The following is an 18,960-nucleotide window of genomic DNA, read 5'->3' on the forward strand; positions in this document are numbered from 1 at the left end:
CGACTCCCGCGGCGCAGCCGGCTCCCTCGCCGCCCCCGCCCCCTCAGGCTCCACCCGAGCAGCATCCGCGTCCGCCTTAGCCTTGGCCTCCGCGTCTGCCTTAGCCTGCGCCTCCGCCTTGACCTGCGCCTCAGCCTTCGCGTCGGCCTCAGCCTTGGCCTGCGCCTCAGCCTCAGTCTTGATCTGCTCCCGCCGAGCGGTCAACGCGTCAGCCCGCGACCGCACCTCAGCATTAGCCGACTCCCGCGGCGCAGCCGGCTCCCTCGCCGCCCCCGCCCCCTCAGGCTCCACCCGAGCAGCATCCGCGTCCGCCTTAGCCTTGGCCTCCGCGTCCGCCTTAGCCTGCGCCTCCGCCTTGACCTGCGCCTCAGCCTTCGCGTCGGCCTCAGCCTTGGCCTGCGCCTCAGCCTCAGTCTTGATCTGCTCCCGCCGAGCGGTCAACGCGTCAGCCCGCGACCGCACCTCAGCATTAGCCGACTCCCGCGGCGCAGCCGGCTCCCTCGCCGCCCCCGCCCCCCGCGCATCCGCCTCAGCTCGGGCAGCGTCCGCCTCAACCTTCCGAGCATCCGCCTCCGCCCGTGCCGCCACCGCGCGGGTCTCAGCCGCCTGAGCCTCAGCGGCGCGCTCCTGAGCCACTCGTCCCTTGGCGGCAAGGTCCTCAGCCGCACGGACCTCCGCCGCGTCGCCCCTCTGCCGGACCTCGGCATCGGGCGACACCCGCGGCTTCGACCCGCCCGGCACGGGCTCGCCGTCCGGAGTCTCGGACCGGGCCGTACCCGGCTCATCCTTCGGCCGAGCCTGCTCCGCCGCCGCGCGATCCGCCTCAGCCCGGTTGGCCTCGGCTCGGGCCGCCTCGGCCCGCGCCTGAGCTTGAACGGCCTCCTCGTTCGCCTTCGCCGCCCGTTGCTCCGCCGACTCGACCCCGGGCCGTTCCGTTTCCGTCCGGGCCGAGCCCGGTCGGCTCGCGTCGCCCTCGGCCGCCGGACGGTTGCCGCCCAGTCGTTGACCGGTGGGTTCGGAACGCGCGGCCGGCGGGGTGGCGTCGTGGGCAGCCGGGGATCCGCCTCCCGCACCGGGATCGTCGCCCTGTCGCGGGCCCCCTCCCGCACCGGGATCGTCGCCCGGTCGCGGGCCCCCCTTGGAGGCGGCGCCGAATACGTCGTCGCCACCCTTCTCGCTGGCCAGACGGGCATGGATGTTGTCGCCCGGAGTGCCGAAGAACTCGTGGTGCGAGGCCGCGACGTTGTCACGGAAGCGGTTGGCGAGTACCTCGCGTACACGGTCGGACATGGGGTATTTCGGTTTCGCCGACGGGCCCATCACGTCGACGAAGTCACGGCCGGCCTGGTCGAGCACGCGGCGGAGTTCCGGCTCGTAGGCGAGCCGGTTGTCCAGCGTACGGTCGGCCGCGTCGGCCCGCTCCTGCCACTCATCCCAGCGCTTCTGGGCTCCGGCGTCGGCGCCCGGCCCGGGCTTCCCGCGGGCCAGTTCACCGGCATGGCCGTCGAACGTCTCGACGTAAGCGCGCTCCAGGTCACGGGTGTGCGCCTGCCGCGCCCAGCTGGCCGCCTCGTCCGAGAGCGGGCGCCCGTGATCGGCCAGCGCCCGGGTCATCGTCTGGTCCACCTTGTTGGTGAGAACCAGCCGGTCGCCGGCTTTCGCCTCGAGGGTGGCCCGGTTCGCCTCCCAGGTCGTGATGGCGTCGTTGTGGTCGGCGCCGCCGCGCCGCGCGTCGAGGTAGGCCTGGCGGGAGTCCCCGAGGTAGTCGAGCCGTTGCCGGGCGATCACCTCCTGGCCAAGCTTGCCGACGGTGTCGGGCAGCTTCTGGGCCAGTTCGGCGACGTGGCGGTCGAATCCGCTGGCGTCTTCCCGCACCTCGAAGTTCTGCATCTCGTAGAACTCGTTCTGGCGCTCCTGCGCCAGTTTCTCGTGCTGTTCGAACCGCTCCTTGAGCCGGCCGGCGGTGTCGGCCTTCCAGTTGCTCGGGCGGCCCCACTCGAACTCGCCGGCCGGGCGCCGCTGGGTCAGTTCGGCCCGCAGCTGGTTACGCAGGTCCTCGGCGACCCGCTTCTCCCAGCTGCGCATGGTGCCGCTGTCGAGCTTCTGCTCGGACTTCCACTGACGCATGGCGTCGGAGAAGTCCTTGGGGACTGCCGGTTCCGTGGCTGGGGCCGGCTTCTTCATCATGAACTTTTCGAGCTCGTTCTCGATGGCGAACCGGTGGTCCAGTCCAGACTTGAGCTCGTCGTACCACTTGTTGAACTTGGAGGTGCTTCTGGTACCGACCCCGTCGCGGAAGGTCGTGTTGTAGCCGTTCTTGATCTCGGAGATGAACTGGTCCTTCATCTGCGCGACGTGGCCGTCCTTCAGCGCGCTGTCCGGGTGGTTCTTCTGGTACGCCTGGTACGCGCTGTCGAAGTCGCGGCCGACCCGGGCGATCGCCCCGTCGAGCCTGGCGTGGTATTCGAAGGCGTCCTTGAGCCAGCGGCCGGACTGCCAGACGTCGTAACTCTGGTCCCGTCCCAGATCCTTGACCTTGGGGGTACGCCCGGCGGGCAGCTTGGCGTTCATCTCCGCGTCGAGTTTCTGCTGCCGCATCTGCTCGACGTGCCGGACGAATTCCTTCTCCAGCCAGCTCTTCCGGTCGGCGGGCAGGCTGCGCTTACCGTCGCCGGACCACTTCTCATACTCCTTGGCGAAGGTCCGCTCCGCGTCGGTGTTCCGGGCGTTCATCTTCGCCTCGGCCTCGGCCTGGGCCCGCAGGTCGGTCTTGGCCAGCTCAACCCGCTTCTCGTACTGGCCGGTCTTGACCGGGTCGCCGCCGGGCTGGGTGTGTACCGGCTCCTTGGCCCCCTTCGGCCCGCCCTCGGCGGCCGGCTTGGCGGCGCCGGCGTCGGCACCGGAGCGGGTCGTGGGCTGCGGTACACCGTCGTGCGGCCCGGCCGGCAGCGTGACGTGGTTCTCGGCCGCGGGGGTGGGCCGGGGCGAGTCGTTGCCCGCGCGGGTCGGTGAAGGGGCGGCGCTGCCCTCCGGGCTGTCCGACCGCGATGGGGACGGGTTGTTCGGCTGGGGTTCGTGGGCCGGCCCGGCCTTGGGCGAGATCGGCGAGACCGGGCTCTCGGTCCGGCCCTTCGCCTGAGGGTCGCGCGACCCGGGCGAGATCGGTGACACGTCGGCGTCGGCCCGGGAGTTGTCGACCGGGCGGGAACCATTGACGTCGGTATTGACCTTGAGCGACGGCTTTGCGTTGCCCTCGGGGTGTTGCCCGCCGGGGTTCTCGGGCGTCCGTGGGCCGTGGCCGCCGCCGAGCAGCTCCGAACCGTTACGCAGCGGGGGAAGTTCGAACTTCTCGCCCGTGCCGATGTTGTTGAGCCACCGGCGGCCGGAGCCGTCGTAGGTCTCGTGGACGTCGGGGTTGTCGCGGCTCCATTTCCAGCTCGCGTCGTCCGGGTGCTCCGGCCCACCGGGCGTCCGCGACTGCGCGGGATCCGCCTTGCCCTGCGGGTTCACCGCCGACTTCGGCGGCGCGGCGCCACCGGGCTGGTCGGCCGGCCGCTGACTGCCCTGGTTCCCGTGCTGCTCGGGCCCGGCCGACCGCGGCGACGGCGGCGCACCTCCACCCTCGGCGGCACGCTGCGAACCAGGATTCCCCTGATGCTGCTCCGCCCCAGGCGACTGCGACCGCGGCGACGGCGGCGCACCACCCTCGGCGGCACGCTGACCGCCCTGACCCTGATGTTGCTCCGCCCCAGGCGACTGCGACCGCGGCGGCTGCGGCGCACCACCCTCGGCCGCACGCTGACCGCCCTGACCCTGATGCTGCTCCGCCCCAGGCGACTGCGACCGCGGCGGCTGCGGCGCACCACCCTCGGCGGCACGCTGACCGCCCTGACCCTGATGCTGCTCCGCCCCAGGCGACTGCGACCGCGGCGACGGCGGCGCACCACCCTCGGCCCCGCGCTGACCGCCCTGACCCTGGTGCTCGGGGGCCGGGGATTGTCCCCGCGGCGGCGAGACGTGTCCGTTGTTCGTGCCGGCCTGCTCGGATGCGGGCGACCGCTCGAACGGACGGCTGCCGTCCGGTTGATGGCTCGGAGCGTTGCGCGGGTTGGCGTTCAGGTCGGCGTCCGGGGTCGAGCGCTGTGCGTCCCCGCCCTGAACCTGTCGTGGCGGCGGGTTGCCGTGCGGATCGCCGTGCAGCTGGCCGTTCAGGTCGCCGTTCTCGCGGGGCAGGGCCTGGCGCGGGTTCGGGTTGCCGTTCAGGTGGCCGTTGGCCGACTCGCCACCACCCACGGACCGGGAACCTTCACCGGGACCGCTGCGGCCACCGCCGGCGTCCGCGACGGGCGCGTGCCTCTGCGGCGGCGGCTCGGTCAGGCCTCGACTGTTGTGGTTCTCGACCGGCGTCCTCGGCTCCGACGGCGACTGGCGCAGCGGGTCGGCGTTGCCCTGGCCCATCTCGGTGGAATCGCGCGGGGCCGGCGACCGGCCACCTTCCGACCGGCCGGGGCCGGGGTTGGGGTTGGGCCCGTCCAGGTTGGCGGCCGGCCGTTCGGTCGGGCCGGTGGTGCGGCCCTCGCCCGGCGGGAGCTTCAGACCGGTCGGGCCGATGCCGTCCTTGCCCTTCGGGCTGGAGTTGTTGCCCGACACGCGACCCGACGGCGGCGCGCCCTGGCCGTTCGGGTTGCCGCGGGTCGCGCCCTGGTTGGTCGTCGGACCCTGGCCGGTCGGCGTCCGGGGCCCGAACCCGAACGCGTCCTTGGTGTGCTGCCACTCCTGCTTCAGCTCGTTGGTGACCGTGCGCAGCCCCTTGGGGACCCGGGTGGGCCCGGCCGGCAGGGGCTGACCGTTCGGGGTGGACTTCGGGTTGCCGGTCGGGGGGGTCAGGTTCGGCTTGCCCGGTGTGGGCGCGTGGGACCCGGAGCCGGAACCGGTCCCGGTGATCTTGCCGTCGTCCGTGGTGATGTTGGGCCGGTGGCTGTCGAGTTTGCCGAACGGGTTCTTGCCGCCCAGCAGCAGCGCGCCGCCGGCGCCCAGGCCGATGGTCAGCCCCCACGTCATCGGGTCCACCTTGAACGGGACGCCGGTGATGGCGGTGGCGATGCCCTCGGGGATGACCGCGAAGCCGGCGCCGACGATGGCGCCGGTGGTGATCGTCGACACGAAGGGCAGGACGGCCTTGGCGATGTCGGGCAGGATCTTGCCGAGGGCGTTGAGCAGCGTCGCGACCAGCTTGCCGATCATGTTGATGAGCGTGCTGAGCCCGGGGAAGAACGCGGCCACGCCCAGCGCCATGCCGATGATGAAGATGAGCGCTTCTTTGAGCTGCTGCTTCTTGATCTTGTCGATCTCTTTGGCGTACTCGCGGATCATCTCCGCGACCTTCCAGGTCTGCGCAGCGGTGTCGAACACCTGCTGGTAGACGAGGTGGCCGGACTCGACGTAGTACCGGTGGGCCTTGCCGCTCCAGCTCGGCGTCTCGGCCGCCGACTTCACCCCGGACGCGAGGTTGTAGAGGTCGTTGGCCATGGTTTCCCACTCGGCCGCGTAGTTGTTGAGGGCCGTGGTATCCGGCAGTGACTCGCCCACTAGCGCGCTTCCCTCCCCGAGCACCGACCACGAATCGACCTCATCGGCCCACGGTCCCATCGGCGGACGCGGTCATCCCAGCTCCCCGAAAGGGTTACGGCGTTGTCCACATCCGATCGAACGACGCCCCGTGAACCGGCACCGGCGGCCGCACGTTTATGACCGCGACCATGTACAGGCCGGTGACGGACCGACAGGAGATCGAGATGAACCCAGCGGACGATCTGGAGGGGTTCCTGCGCCAGGCGCAGGAGATCACGGCGCAGATGCAGGCGGCCGGCCAGCACGCGGCCGCCCAGCCGGTCACCGGGGTGACCGAGGACGGCGGAGTACAGATCACCATGACGCCCGGCGGCGAGGTGCACGGCGTCAGCATCCAACCGCGGGTGGTCAACCTCGACAACCTGCGCCGGCTGGAGGAGCTGGTGGCCGAGGCGCTGCGGGACGCGCTGACCAAGACGAAGGGCGCGGCCACTCAGTCGCTGGCGCCGTTCGCCGACAGCTTTCAGCGCCTGGCCGGCGACGACTCGCCGGCCGACCGACGCTGACCAAAGGTCCGGGCATCGCTCGCACCTGGCGCGCGGTGCCCGGACGACGGTCATCCGATGATGGCCCGGCCCATGATGAACAGCTCGCGGAACACCCCGAAGACGCCCATCGCCAGGGTCGCGGAGATGAGCAGGCAGAACATGCCGATGGTGTCGACGAACTTGCCACGGTCGCGGGTGTCGATGGGTCCGAAGGGCGTCTGTTCGTCCAGGTCGGACGGATCGGGCGGGCGGTACGTCGAGACGATCGCGACGCCGATGCCGATCAGCGCGGCACCGGCCAGCACCAGCAGCCAGATGGCCGCGTCCATGCCCAGGAACCGGTACACGGCCGTGCCGACGACGCTGAACAACCCGATCGCGCCGGCCGCACCGACCAGCACCACCTCGCCGGTGAAGCCGACCTGACGGGACCGGATGACCAGGCCCAGCCCGGCCGCGACGGCCAGGCCGATGGCCCAGCCCCGCCCGGAGAGGGCCAGCGCCGGCAAGGACACGGCCAGTGCCACCGCCGGGAACACCAGCTGCAGGGTGAGCAGGTGCCGGGCCCGGAGCATGAGCCGTTTGGTCGTCGGGGCCACCCCGGCCGCCGCCTTCGGCATTCTGGTGCTGTACGAGGAGATCAGGCCGCCGATCGGCCGGGCCAGAGCGATCAACGCGAGCCCGATCACTGTCGCGGCGGCGGCCGCCTGGGTGCTGTCGGCCTGGAGTACGGCCAGCACCACGGCGGCCACGCCGCCCGCCGCCAGTGGGATCTCGATCGCGATCAGCGCCGGCTCGGGCGCGGCCGCCAGCGCCATCAACGCGCCCAGGTTGGCGCCGAGCAGAACGCCGCACCAGAAGAGGCTCGGGTCCACCGACTGGCCGAGCAGTCCACCCGCGGCGGCGATCTGCGGGATCGCGCTGACCGCGATGCCGAGCACGGCGGCGGCCGGCAGCCGGCCCCGCTTCTGGCCCAGTCCCCACGCGACGCCGAGCATCACCAGGCTGACCAGGATGAACCCGACCGCCGCGAGCAGGTCACCGCGCTGCGGCCGGAACGCCACCAGGGCCGAGGTGATGGTCAGCCAGCCGACCCCGAGCCAGACGGTCATGACGCCGCGGTCCTCGAGGGTTCCGCGGTGGCTCTTGGCGTCGGTGGCGACCAGTTCCTCGATGTCCTCGACCACCGGTGAGGTGCCCGGGTCGCGGGCGCTGTCCCGCAGGTAGAGCACCTGGCCGTCGGAGACGCCGGCCTCGGCCAGCGTCGTCTCGATCGGCCAGGGCTCGTGCCCGGCCGGTGCCAGCGACCAGGCCGGCGTCATCGGGCCGCCGCCGAACTGGCCGCACAGACCAGCCAGGTCACCGACGTATTCACCGATCGGGCTCTCGCTGGGCAGCGCGACGTCGATCCGTCGCCTGCCCCCGACCACGGTGATCCGGCTGCGTCTGTCGAGCATGACTGTCGTCCTTCGGGTTTCCGTCAGCTACTTCATCAGCCAGGTCTGGTTGCTGGCGTGTTCGGCGTTCATGTAGTTCTCGTACAGTCGGTCCAGCGCGTGCGCGATGAACGGCAGAAGGCCCATGTCCGGCCCGGGAAGGTCCTGGCCGGTGGGCGGGTTGTTGTCGGCCGGCATCGGAGCACCGGCGTCGCCCCAGAGCGAGTGGGCCGAACGGTCCCACTGCCCCTTGAGGATCTGATAGTTGACCTGCGCCTCGCCGACCCACTCGACCTCCAGCGGGGCGAGCTTGCCCCGCAGGGCCTGCAGTTCGCTGCCCAGGGCGGCGGAGATGTTGCGGACGTGCGTTCCAGCGTCGGCGAGTCCGGGCGGGACGCCAAGCCTGCTGGCATCAATGTTGGTTGCCATTGTCGGCTCCTTCGGTCGGACCGGGGTCAGAGGTTGGCTTGCGGGACGTTGGTGAGCAGACCGTTGTCGATGTTCTTCATGCCGTTGAGGTTGTCGCCCTCACTGTTGACGTAGTTGACATAGTTGCCCTGCAGACCGTCGCCGATCTGGACGAGCGCGTCGTGCATCGCGATCGAGTAGGTGTGCACGTTGTCCATCAGCCCGGCGAACTGCTCGGCGGTGACACCCATCCAGGCGAACGCGTCGGCCGGCCCGTTGGCCGCGTCGGTCACGCCCACCAGCTCGGTCACGTACTTCCTGAGCTGGTCGAGCTGGACGAGCACATCGCTGGCCGTCGTTCCACACTGGACCGACGCCGCGCTCACATACTCGGGAGTTACGCTAAATGCGGCCATCTACATCCCTCCTCATTCCGGGGCGGCCTCTGCGCCACATTGTTGTCAGCTTCGTTCGGTGACCGGGGACAGCGACAGTGCCCCAATCACTGGACACCGGACCGGCTCGGTCACGGACGTCATGACGGCAACCCACTGCTGGCCATCTCGTTCTCGGTCACGGCGACCTGGATCAGTTCCGGCGCACCGCTGCGCGACACCAGCACACCGCGGCCCGGCGGGCGCACCGCGGCCCGCTGATCAGCGATCAGGACGCCCTCGCGGCGGTCACCGCTGAGGACCAGACCGGCACACCCCATCTCCTGCATCCGGTTGCCCAGCGTGTCGCCGGCCATGGTGCGGGTGGACCCGGCCACCCGGCGGGTGACGACCACGTGGAACCCGATGTCGCGGGCATGCGGCAGGAACTCGGCGAACGCCCGCATCGGGCTCTGCAGGCCGGTGCCGACCAGGTCGTAGTCGTCGACGACGAGGTAGATGTCCGGCCCCTCCCACCAGTTGCGCGCGGCCAGCTGCTGCGGCGTGACGTCGGGTGGGGGCATGCGTTCCCGGAGTTTGTCGCTGACCTGCTCGACGTAGGCCTTCAAGGCGTCCGGGTCGGCCGCGTACGCGCCGAGATGTTCGTCGGGGACGACGCCGAGCAGGGTACGGCGGTAGTCGACGACGACGAACCGCACCTCCCACCCCGACTTGCGACGCACGGTCGAGTTGATCCACGTACGCAGGAAATTGGTCTTGCCGGAACCGCTGTCCCCGAACACCATCAGGTGCCTCTCGTCCCCGCTGGACAGGTCGAGGCCGACCACGCCGAGGTCGCGCTGGCCGATGCCGATCGGGATGGAGTTCTCGTTCTTCCGCGCCGGCAACGCCAGCACGTTGTCCAGCGAGATCTCGCTCGGCAGCAGCCGGATCGCCGGCGCCGTGGGCCCGCGCCAGTTCCGGGCCAGGTCCTCCAGGACGGACACCTGCGCCTCGCGCAGCCCGTCGGCGGTCTCGGCGCCGTCCAAGCGCGGCAGGGCGAGGTGGAAGAAGTAGCCGGGCCGGGTCAGACCGCGGCCGGGCACGCCGCTCGGGATCTGCACGGCCAGCCGGCGGTCGATCTCCGAGTCGTTGTGGTCGTTGAGCCGCAGCTCGACCCGGGTGCCGATGGCGTCGCGCAGCTTGGCCCGGATCTCCAGCCAGCGGCCGGCAGTGAGCACCAGGTGGACGCCGACGCCGAGTCCGCGGGAGGCGATCTCGGCGATGACCCCGTCGGCCTCCTCGAACGTGGAGCGCACGCCGCCCCAGTCGTCGATGAGCAGGAAGACGTCGGCGGCGCGGAGGCCGTTGGGCAGCGTGCCGGCGTTGCGCCGGTTGCGGAACTCGGCCACCGAGTCGATGCCGAGCGTACGGAACAGCTGCTCGCGCTCGCTGACCAGGGAGAGCGTCTCGGCGAACATCCGCCGGACCAGTTCCTCCTCGTTACGACCGGCCACCGATCCGACATGCGGCGCGGACGCGAACGGGTGCAGCGTGCCACCACCGAAGTCGATGCAGTAGAACTGCGCCTCCTCCGGGGTGTGGGTGAGCATCGCCGACAGCATGAGCGTGCGCAACAGCGTGCTCCGGCCGGTCTGCGGGGCACCGACCAGGGCGAAGTTGCTCTGGATCCCGGCGAAGTCGATCATCAGGAGCTGCTGGTCCTGTTGCAGCGGGCGGTCCAGCACACCGATCGCGACCCGCAGGTCGCCACCGGGCCACTCGGGCACGCACATGCCCCGGCCGGGCCGGACGGCCGCCGAGCCGAGCAGGGTGTCGAGCGGGATCGCCGGCGGCAGCGGCGGCAGCCACACCTGGTGCGCGACGGCCGGCAGCGGCTTCATCCGGTCGACCAGCACCTCCAGCTCGGTGGGGCCGGTCGGCGCCGACTCCGCCTCCTCCTCCTCGACCGGTTCGGCCACCACTTCGGGCAGCGCCGCCACCTCGTACGGGACGACGGCCTTGACCACCCCGCCGGCCTCGGCCCGCTGCTGCAGGGTCTGGTACTGCGACGACACGTGCGCCACGCGCAGCCGCAGATAGACCGACTCGCCGACCTTCAGGTAGGCCGATCCGGGGATGGTCGGCAGCTGGTACGCGTCGGTCGTGCCGATGACCGTACGGCTCTCCGCCGCCGAGAAGGTGCGCAGGCAGATCCGGTACGACAGGTGCGAGTCGAGGCCGCGCAGCCGGCCCTCCTCCAGCCGCTGGGTGGCCATCAGCAGGTGCATGCCGAGGCTCCGGCCCACCCGGCCGATCTGCACGAACAGGTCGACCAGTTCCGGCCGGCCGGACAGCAGCTCGCTGAACTCGTCGACGATGATCAGCAGGTACGGCATCGGCTCGAGTTCCGTACCGTCGGGCTTCTTCCAGCCCTTGGCCCGGCGGGTGTGATAGTCGCGGATCGAGTCGGCGTCACCGGCCTCCCGCAGCATCTGCTGCCGGCGCTGCTGCTCGCCGAGCAGGGCCATGTGCACCCGGGTGATCAGCGCGGAGTCGTCGGCCAGGTTGGTGATCAGACCGGACACGTGCGGCAGACCGGCGAGCGGGGCGAACGCCGCACCACCCTTGAAGTCCACCAGCACGAAACCCAGCGTTTCCGGCGAGTGGGTGACGGCCAGGCCGGTGACCAGCGTACGCAGCAACTCGCTCTTGCCCGAACCGGTGGCCCCCGCGATCAGGCCGTGCGGCCCGGCCCCACCCTGCGCCGACTCCTTCAGGTCGAGCAGCACCGTGCCGCCCTCGGCGTCGGTGCCGATCGGCACCCGCAGCAGCCGTGGGCTGTCCGAACGGACCCAGAGGGTCGACGGGTCGATGGTCATCGGGTCGCCGACGAACAGCATGTCGGTCAGGGCCACGTCCCGGGTCAGGATGTGTTCACGCTCGTCGATCAGCCGCAGCGGCGACAGCCGGCGCGCGATCAGCTCGGCCACCCGCGGGTCCAGAGCGTCCGGCACGAGGTCGTCCACGGCGGTGGTGACCAGGGAACGGTCGCCGTCGAGGCCGGCGAACCCGTCGGCCTTGATCCGAATGCGCAGGTCGACCCGGCTCGGCTCGTCCTGTTCGCGCTGGGCCAGGAACATCGCGGTCACCCCGGACGCCGGCCCGGCCGTCTGCAGCAACTTGCGGAGCAGGTCCGAGCGACCCCATTCGGACACCGGCTGGAAGCCGGTGAACAGGACCACCAGCCGCTGCAGGCGCGGTGCCTTGTCGCGGTCGAAGCTCAGCTGCGTACGTTGAACCGCGAGCTGTTCCTCCCGCCGGCGCAGTTCCCGCTCCAGGAAGCCGGCGAGGTCGGCCGGGTCGACCCGGACCAGGGGCAGCACGCCGGCCTCGTGGGCGGCGTCGGGTTCCAGGGCGTGGGGCAGCCACTTGGCCCAGTCCCACCCCGCGCCGCCGGACTCCTCGACCGCGATCAGGACGTCGTCGGGCGCCTGCAGCACCGCGATCTGGCTGAGCATCGAGCGGGCCAGGGCGGCCGTCCGGTCCGGCGGTCCGAGCAGGCTGATCACGCCGGCCTTGCCGAGGTTGATCACCGACGGCTGGTTGTCGATCCGGCCCAGCCGGTTGACCAGCTTCTTGGCCGAGGTGACGGACTCCCAGTCGTACTCACCCAGGGGGTCGAGCCGCTGGCTCATCTGCACCGGTGTGGTCAGGGCGGCCCGCCCCAGCCCGATCCGGACGTGCAGGAAGTCGGGGTCCTCGGGCCGGCGCTCCCAGACCCGGTCGAGCGAGGTGGTGATCGACCACAGTCGCAACGGGTCCGGGAAGGTCACCGCGTTGACGGTCCGCTGGACGGCGGCGTTGTTACGGGCGTGGGCCCGCGCCTCGTTCAGGTGCGTGCGGTACCGGGCGCGCTGCCGGCGTACCTTGCGGCGGTTGTCGCTCTTCATCTGCGACCGCATGGCGATGGTGATACCGATCGACACGACGACGAAGATGATGCCGAACGCGATCAGGATCGGCCGGCCGAACGAGATCATGTAACCGGCCATGCCGGCCGCGCTCAGCACCGGCAAAATCGTGGTCAGCCAGGCACTGGTGGCGCCGCGGGAGCCGTCGGTCTCCGGCGGCATGGGCAGGGTGATGGGCTCGCTCGGCAGCCGCGGCGGCAGAAACCGAGGCGGCCGGTGAAACGCCAGTCGGGTCATGATTCGCTCCCCGTCATCCCGTACACGCTGCTTTGACCTGGGTCACGGCCAACATGGACTTCGTCGTCGGCGGCTTGCCGCCGGTGTTCAGCCGCACCGCGATGCCGCTCCGGTTCACCGGGAACGATCCGGCGGCGACCCAGGAGCCGGCGTTCTTCGTCTGGTCGACGGTGAACCGCGCGAACTCCGTACCGCCGCGGGCGCCCAGCACGGAGTAGTGCGCGGCCGGCACCGGCTTGAACTCGTCGTCCGGAGCCGGCACGTAGACCGACAGGAGGCACTTCTTCATCGCGCCGGCCGGGGTGAACCACCACTCCACGACCGGGCCGCGGGTGTGCTTGTCGGTGGTGAACGGGATCGCCTCGTAGTCGCCGTGGCAGCCGTCGCCGGACCATCCGCCGCGCGCGACGGTGATCCAGCTGGCCTGCCGGTTGTCGGCCTCGAAGCCCCGATCGCCGGCCGCCGCGCAGTCCCACCCGGTGATCGCCGCCCAGGTCGGTGCGGCCGCCTTGACCGGCGGCGGCGCGGCCGGTTTGGGGATCTTCACCGGCTTGATCAGCTGCATGATGACCCCGGTCAGCAGCGCCGCCACCGTGGAGACAGTGGCGATGATCAGTGTCACGTGCGGCCGGGCGACCGGGCGTTCGATGCCCGGCCGAGCCCAGCCGTACAGACTGAAGGCGCGCCTGAACTCCTTGCGCTGTTCCGGGGGCGCACCGATACCCCGGTCCCGGTACTGCGTCTCGACGCTCGTCACAACCCGTCCCACATCGATGGGTCACCTTTTGGCGTCCGTATAACGGGCCGGAACGGACCCCGGTTCATGGGGCCGGGACAAACCTTTCCTACGTCGGCGTCACCTCCTTGATCGGGGCGTTGGTGAAGTTGCGCTTCGGATCGACCGTCTCGGGGTCCGGCTTCTCGGTCTCCAGGGTGGGGATGTCTTCCTTGAACTCGGGGTGCTTGTGGTCCTCGGGCTTCGCCGGATCGCCCCACTCGGTCGAGTTGTAGGTGCCGGCCAGCTGCTCACCGAACCGGTAGAGGCTGCCGGTCAGACCTTCTTCGGCGTTCGCGTACGTCTGGGACGCGGCGTCGGCGAGGGCCTTGATCTTGCCGAGGGCACACTCTCCCGAGCTGATGTCGGCCAGCTTGTCCGGCGTCTTGTCGTTGCCGAACATCGCCTTGTAGGCGGCCTGGAACCGGTTGTTGAAGTCGTCGGCCTCCTTCTGGGTCTGCCCCACCCAGCCCAGGTCGAGGGCGTTCCAGGTGTCGGAGATGGTCTTGATCGTCGCGGTCAGGCTCTCCTGCTTGGCGGCGATCGTCTTGGCCTTGGTGGTCAGTGACTGCGGCTTGACATTGATCTTGTGAGACGCCGCTTCACCCTGGTAGTAGTCATTATCCGGATTGTCTGGTACGTCCGGATTATCGACTTTCTGCCATGGAAGCTGTGGCGTCTCTTCACCTTCGCGAGCCAACGCTCCGCTCCTTCCTTCTAGGTGGTCACACCGTTCTTGAGCTTCTGCCCCGCGGCGTCGATGGCCGCGATCGTGGCGGCGTTCTGAGATTCGGAGGCGACATAGTTGTTGTACGCGACGTGCATCCGCCGGAGCCCCTCGTCCAGGGTGGACACCAGGTCGAGGCTGGCGTTCATGAAGTCGCCGGTGAGCTCCTGGAACGACCGGCCGGCCGGGCTGTCCCAGTCGTCCACCATCCCGGTGAACGTGTTCTTCACCTCGACCAGGTCGCTCTCCACCTGGTTGCGCTGCGTCTTGATGGACACCATGGCGTCGGACAGCGCCTTCAGGTCGACCAGGAAGTCACCGCTGATCGGCATGCCGTTGGCACCGTACGTGTTGGTGCCGTCCGGGCCGGTGATGGTCAGGGTGCCGTCGTCGTTGTACTTGTACTTGTACGCCTTCGACTCGTCCATCCCCTCCCACTCCTCCAGCAGCATGCCGCTCTTGTCGTACTTCCAGTGGTGGGCGCCCTGGGTCACCACGTACGTCCCGTCCGGGTTGTAGGTGATGACCTGGTCCTCCTCGCCGGGCTTGTGGATCCGGATCGCCTGGCCCTGCGCGTTGTACGTGGTGACGGTGCCGTTCGGCTCGGTCAGCGTGTAGGTGCCGTCGTCGTTCTTGTGGTAGAAGGACGCCGACGACTCGTCGTCGCCCTTCCACTCCTTGATCTCGGTACCGTCCGCGTTGTAAAGGACGTGCAGGTCGCCGCTCGTCCCGACATAGCTGCCATCGGCCCGGTACTGGAAGGTCGTGACCGTCCCGTCCTTCTTCACCTGCTTGATGTAGTGGTTGCTGACCGAGTCGTAGGTCGTGATGGTGCCGTCCGGGTCGGTCAGCGAGTATGAGCCATCGCCGTTGTCGTGATAGAACGACGCCTGTGACTCGTCGTCACCGGTCCACTGCTTGATCTCGTCGCCGGCCGAGTTGTACAGCACATGCTGATTGCCGGTGGTGCCGACATAGTCGCCGTTCGGCCGGTACGAGAACGTGGTGGTCGTCTTGTCCTTGTTGACCTGGCTGACGAAGTGGTTGCTGCCCGACTCGTACGTGGTGCTGGTGCCGTCCGTGTTGGTCAGCGTGTAGGTGCCGTCACCGTTGTCGGCATAGAGCGCCGCCTTCGACTCGTCGTCGCCGGTCCACTGCTTGAGCTCCTTGTCCTCCGAGTTGTAGAGAACATGCTGGTTGCCGGTGGTCGCGACATAGTCACCGTTGCCCCGGTACGAGAACGTGGTCTCGGACTTGTCCTTGTTGATCTGCGAGACGTAACGGTTGCTGCCGTCCTCGTACGTCGTCGAAGTGCCGTCGGTCGGATTCGACAGCGTGTACGTACCATCCGGATTCTTCCGGTAGTACAACGCCGCCGATTCGTCGTCGCCCTTCCACTGCTTGATCTCTTTGTCGCCCGAGTCGTAGAGAACGTGATCGTCGCCGGTGGTCGCGACATAGTCACCGTTGTCCCGGTACGAGAACGTGGTCTCGGACTTGTCCTTGTTGATCTGCGAGACGTAACGGTTGCTGCCGTCCTCGTACGTCGTCGAAGTGCCGTCGACCGGGTTCGACAGCGTGTACGTACCCGGGTTCTTGTGGTAAAAGAGCGCCTTGGATTCGTCGTCGCCCTTCCACTGCTTGATCTCGACGTCGTTGGCGTCGTAGAGCACATGGTCGTCACCGGTCGTGCCGACGTACTCGCCGTTGTCCCGATACTCGAAGTTGGTGACCGACCCGTCCTCGTTCACCTGTGACGTCGGGCGAACCATCCGCGTCTCGGTCTCGCCCGGCCCCGTCGACGTGTAGGCCTGCTTCTCCCCCGGCCCCGTCGAGGTGTAGAACTCCTTGTCGTCCGGCCCGACGGACTTGTAGAACTGCTTGTCCTCCGGTCCCGAGGACGTGTAGAAGTCCTTGGCCTCGATCCGGTCCCGGTAGAACCCGTCCTCGGTCGTCGTACCTTCGACCCGGTCGCGGTAGAACCCGTTCTCGTCGGTCGCTTCGATCCGGTCGCGGTAGAACCCGTTCTCGTCGGTCGCTTCGATCCGGTCGCGGTAGTACCCGTCCTCGGTCGTCGTACCTTGAATCCGGTCGCGGTAGTACGCCGGGGACGAGTCGACGTGGTCCGAGGTGTAGAACATTTTCGGGTCGTCAGCGGTCCGCCACTGCTTGATCTCATGACCGCCGGCGTCGTACAGCACATGATCGTTGCCCGTGGTCCCGACAAGCCCTTCGTCGGTATCCTCGAAGGTCGTTACCGACCCGTCGGAGTTGCGCTGCCAGACCGGATCGTTGTCATCCAGCTGGTACGTCGCCGACGTCTTCCCCCGAGGATCGTCAAGCGTGTAAGTCCCATCGTGGTTGTCCCGATAGAACTGGGCGTTTCCTTCATCCGCCCCGTTCCACTGCTTGACCTCATTACCGGCCGAGTTATACAGAACGTGCTGATCACCGGTGGTCGCGACATAGTCGTCACCCCGATACTGAAACGTCGTAACCGCGCCGTTGACCCCGGTCTGACTGACCAGATGCCCGTCGTGCGTGTATTCGGTGGTCCCCTGCTTGTCCGTCAGCGAGTAGTGATCGTCGCCAAGCTGCTTATACTGCGCAGCCTGCCCCTCATCATTCCCCGTCCACTGCTTAACCTCATGGCCAGACGAGTTATACAGCACATGCTGATCACCAGTCGTCGCGACATAATCCTCGCCCCGATACTGGAACGTCGTATGACTTCCATCCGGCGCCGTCTGACTAACAAGGTGACCATCCTTGGTGTACTCAGTGGTCCCCTGCTTATCCGTCAGCGAATAATGACCATCACCAAGCTGCTTATACAGCGCAGCCTGCGACTCATCATTGCCCGTCCACTGCTTAACCTCAACGCCATCCGAGTTATACAACACATGCTGATCACCAGTCGTCGCAACATAATCATCATTGCGATACTGAAACGTCGTATGACTTCCATCCGGCGCCGTCTGACTAACGAGATGACCATCTTTGGTGTACTCGGTCGTCCCCTGCTTATCCGTCAGCGAGTAGTGACCATCACCAAGCTGCTTGTACTGCGCAGCCTGCGACTCATCATTGCCCGTCCATTGCTTAACCTCGACACCGGCTGAGTTATACAACACATGCTGATCACCAGTCGTCGCGACATAGTCCTCGCCCCGATACTGGAACGTCGTATGACTTCCATCAGGCGCCGTCTGACTAACAAGGTGACCGTCTTTGGTGTACTCAGTGGTCCCCTGCTTATCCGTCAGCGAATAATGACCATCACCAAGCTGCTTATACAGCGCAGCCTGCGACTCATCATTGCCCGTCCACTGCTTAACCTCGACGCCATCCGAGTTATACAACACATGCTGATCACCAGTCGTCGCAACATAATCATCATTGCGATACTGAAACGTCGTAACCGTACCGTCCGGCGCCGTCTGACTAACAAGGTGACCATCCTTGGTGTACTCAGTGGTCCCCTGCTTATCCGTCAGCGAATAATGACCATCACCAAGCTGCTTATACAGCGCAGCCTGCGACTCATCATTCCCCGTCCACTGCTTAACCTCAACGCCATCCGAGTTATACAACACATGCTGATCACCAGTCGTCGCAACATAATCATCATTGCGATACTGAAACGTCGTATGACTTCCATCAGGCGCCGTCTGACTAACAAGGTGACCATCCTTGGCGTACTCAGTGGTCCCCTGCTTATCCGTCAACGAATAACGACCATCACCAAGCTGCTTATACAGCGCAGCCTGCGACTCATCATTGCCCGTCCATTGCTTAACCTCGACACCGGCTGAGTTATACAACACATGCTGATCACCAGTCGTCGCGACATAATCCTCGCCCCGATACTGGAACGTCGTATGAGTCCCGTCCGGCGCCGTCTGACTAACGAGATGACCATCCTTGGTGTACTCAGTGGTCCCCTGCTTATCCGTCAGCGAATAATGACCATCACCAAGCTGCTTATACAGCGCAGCCTGCGACTCATCATTCCCCGTCCACTGCTTAACCTCAACGCCATCCGAGTTATACAACACATGCTGATCACCAGTCGTCGCAACATAATCATCATTGCGATACTGAAACGTCGTATGACTTCCATCAGGCGCCGTCTGACTAACAAGGTGACCATCCTTGGTGTACTCAGTGGTCCCCTGCTTATCCGTCAACGAATAATGACCATCACCAAGCTGCTTATACAGCGCAGCCTGCGACTCATCATTCCCCGTCCACTGCTTAACCTCAACGCCATCCGAGTTATACAACACATGCTGATCACCAGTCGTCGCAACATAATCATCATTGCGATACTGAAACGTCGTATGACTTCCATCCGGCGCCGTCTGACTAACGAGATGACCATTCTTCGCGTACTCGGTCGTCCCCTGCTTATCCGTCAACGAATAATGACCATCACCAAGCTGCTTATACAGCGCAGCCTGCGACTCATCACCACCGGTCCACTGCTTAACCTCAACGCCATCCGAGTTATACAACACATGCTGATCACCGGTTGTCGCGACATAGTCCTCGCCCCGATACTGGAACGTCGTATGAGTCCCGTCCGGCGCCGTCTGACTAACAAGGTGACCATTCTTCGCGTACTCGGTCGTCCCCTGCTTATCCGTCAACGAATAACGACCATCACCAAGCTGCTTATACAGCGCAGCCTGCGACTCATCACCACCGGTCCACTGCTTGATCTCAACGCCGTCGGACCCGTACAAAACATGCTGATCACCAGTCGTCGCAACGTAATCATCATTGCGATACTGGAACGTCGTATGAGTCCCATCCGGCGCCGTCTGACTAACAAGGTGACCATTCTTCGCGTACTCGGTCGTCCCCTGCTTATCCGTCAACGAATAACGACCATCACCAAGCTGCTT

The 18,960-nt window shown here is 67.2% G+C and carries 12 protein-coding genes; 4 read left to right on the plus strand and 8 right to left on the minus strand.

Features of this window, described 5'->3' with window-relative positions:
- A partial coding sequence (locus tag ACGFIO_RS43040; RefSeq protein WP_392836773.1) for a hypothetical protein occupies positions 1-5,589 on the minus strand: 5,589 nt, incomplete at its 3' end.
- A 182-nt stretch (positions 5,590-5,771) separates the two neighbouring features.
- On the opposite strand from ACGFIO_RS43040, the gene ACGFIO_RS43045 reads away from it, so the two are divergent.
- Positions 5,772-6,137, plus strand: coding sequence for a YbaB/EbfC family nucleoid-associated protein (locus tag ACGFIO_RS43045; protein ID WP_392836775.1), 366 nt, complete (start codon positions 5,772-5,774; stop codon positions 6,135-6,137).
- Positions 6,138-6,187: 50 nt separating this feature from the next.
- On the opposite strand, the gene ACGFIO_RS43050 is transcribed toward ACGFIO_RS43045, so the two are convergent.
- The 7 genes from ACGFIO_RS43050 to ACGFIO_RS43080 form a co-directional block, all read right to left on the minus strand.
- Entirely contained in the window at positions 6,188-7,576 is a 1,389-nt protein-coding gene (locus ACGFIO_RS43050; RefSeq protein WP_392836778.1) for an EsaB/YukD family protein, read from the minus strand.
- A 27-nt stretch (positions 7,577-7,603) separates the two neighbouring features.
- The gene (locus tag ACGFIO_RS43055) at positions 7,604-7,984 is read right to left on the minus strand and encodes a WXG100 family type VII secretion target (RefSeq protein ID WP_392836781.1); all 381 of its coding nucleotides are present in this window, start codon (positions 7,982-7,984) and stop codon (positions 7,604-7,606) included.
- Positions 7,985-8,010: 26 nt separating this feature from the next.
- Positions 8,011-8,379, minus strand: a complete 369-nt coding sequence (locus tag ACGFIO_RS43060; RefSeq protein ID WP_392836783.1) for a WXG100 family type VII secretion target — start codon at positions 8,377-8,379, stop codon at positions 8,011-8,013.
- A gap of 119 nt (positions 8,380-8,498) precedes the next feature.
- Positions 8,499-12,548, minus strand: a complete 4,050-nt coding sequence (gene eccCb / locus ACGFIO_RS43065) for a type VII secretion protein EccCb (protein WP_392836786.1) — start codon at positions 12,546-12,548, stop codon at positions 8,499-8,501.
- 13 nt (positions 12,549-12,561) lie between these two features.
- Positions 12,562-13,317 (minus strand): hypothetical protein, encoded by a 756-nt coding sequence (locus ACGFIO_RS43070; RefSeq protein WP_392836788.1) that lies wholly within the window; start codon positions 13,315-13,317, stop codon positions 12,562-12,564.
- Positions 13,318-13,393: 76 nt separating this feature from the next.
- A complete protein-coding gene (locus ACGFIO_RS43075) occupies positions 13,394-14,023 on the minus strand; it encodes a WXG100 family type VII secretion target (RefSeq protein ID WP_392836790.1) in 630 nt (209 codons plus the stop codon).
- A 17-nt stretch (positions 14,024-14,040) separates the two neighbouring features.
- The gene (locus ACGFIO_RS43080; RefSeq protein ID WP_392836792.1) at positions 14,041-16,251 is read right to left on the minus strand and encodes a hypothetical protein; all 2,211 of its coding nucleotides are present in this window, start codon (positions 16,249-16,251) and stop codon (positions 14,041-14,043) included.
- Here ACGFIO_RS43080 and ACGFIO_RS43085 point away from each other — a divergent pair.
- The 3 genes from ACGFIO_RS43085 to ACGFIO_RS43095 form a co-directional block, all read left to right on the plus strand.
- A complete protein-coding gene (locus ACGFIO_RS43085) occupies positions 16,228-17,172 on the plus strand; it encodes a hypothetical protein (protein WP_392836794.1) in 945 nt (314 codons plus the stop codon). The genes ACGFIO_RS43080 and ACGFIO_RS43085 overlap by 24 nt on opposite strands.
- A 12-nt stretch (positions 17,173-17,184) precedes the next feature.
- Entirely contained in the window at positions 17,185-17,865 is a 681-nt protein-coding gene (locus ACGFIO_RS43090; protein ID WP_392836796.1) for a hypothetical protein, read from the plus strand.
- Positions 17,866-18,015: 150 nt separating this feature from the next.
- Positions 18,016-18,960: hypothetical protein (locus tag ACGFIO_RS43095; RefSeq protein ID WP_392836798.1), on the plus strand; the 945-nt coding region annotated here is incomplete at its 3' end.

Source organism: Actinoplanes sp. NPDC049265 (genome assembly GCF_043197135.1).
Classification (GTDB): domain Bacteria; phylum Actinomycetota; class Actinomycetes; order Mycobacteriales; family Micromonosporaceae; genus Actinoplanes.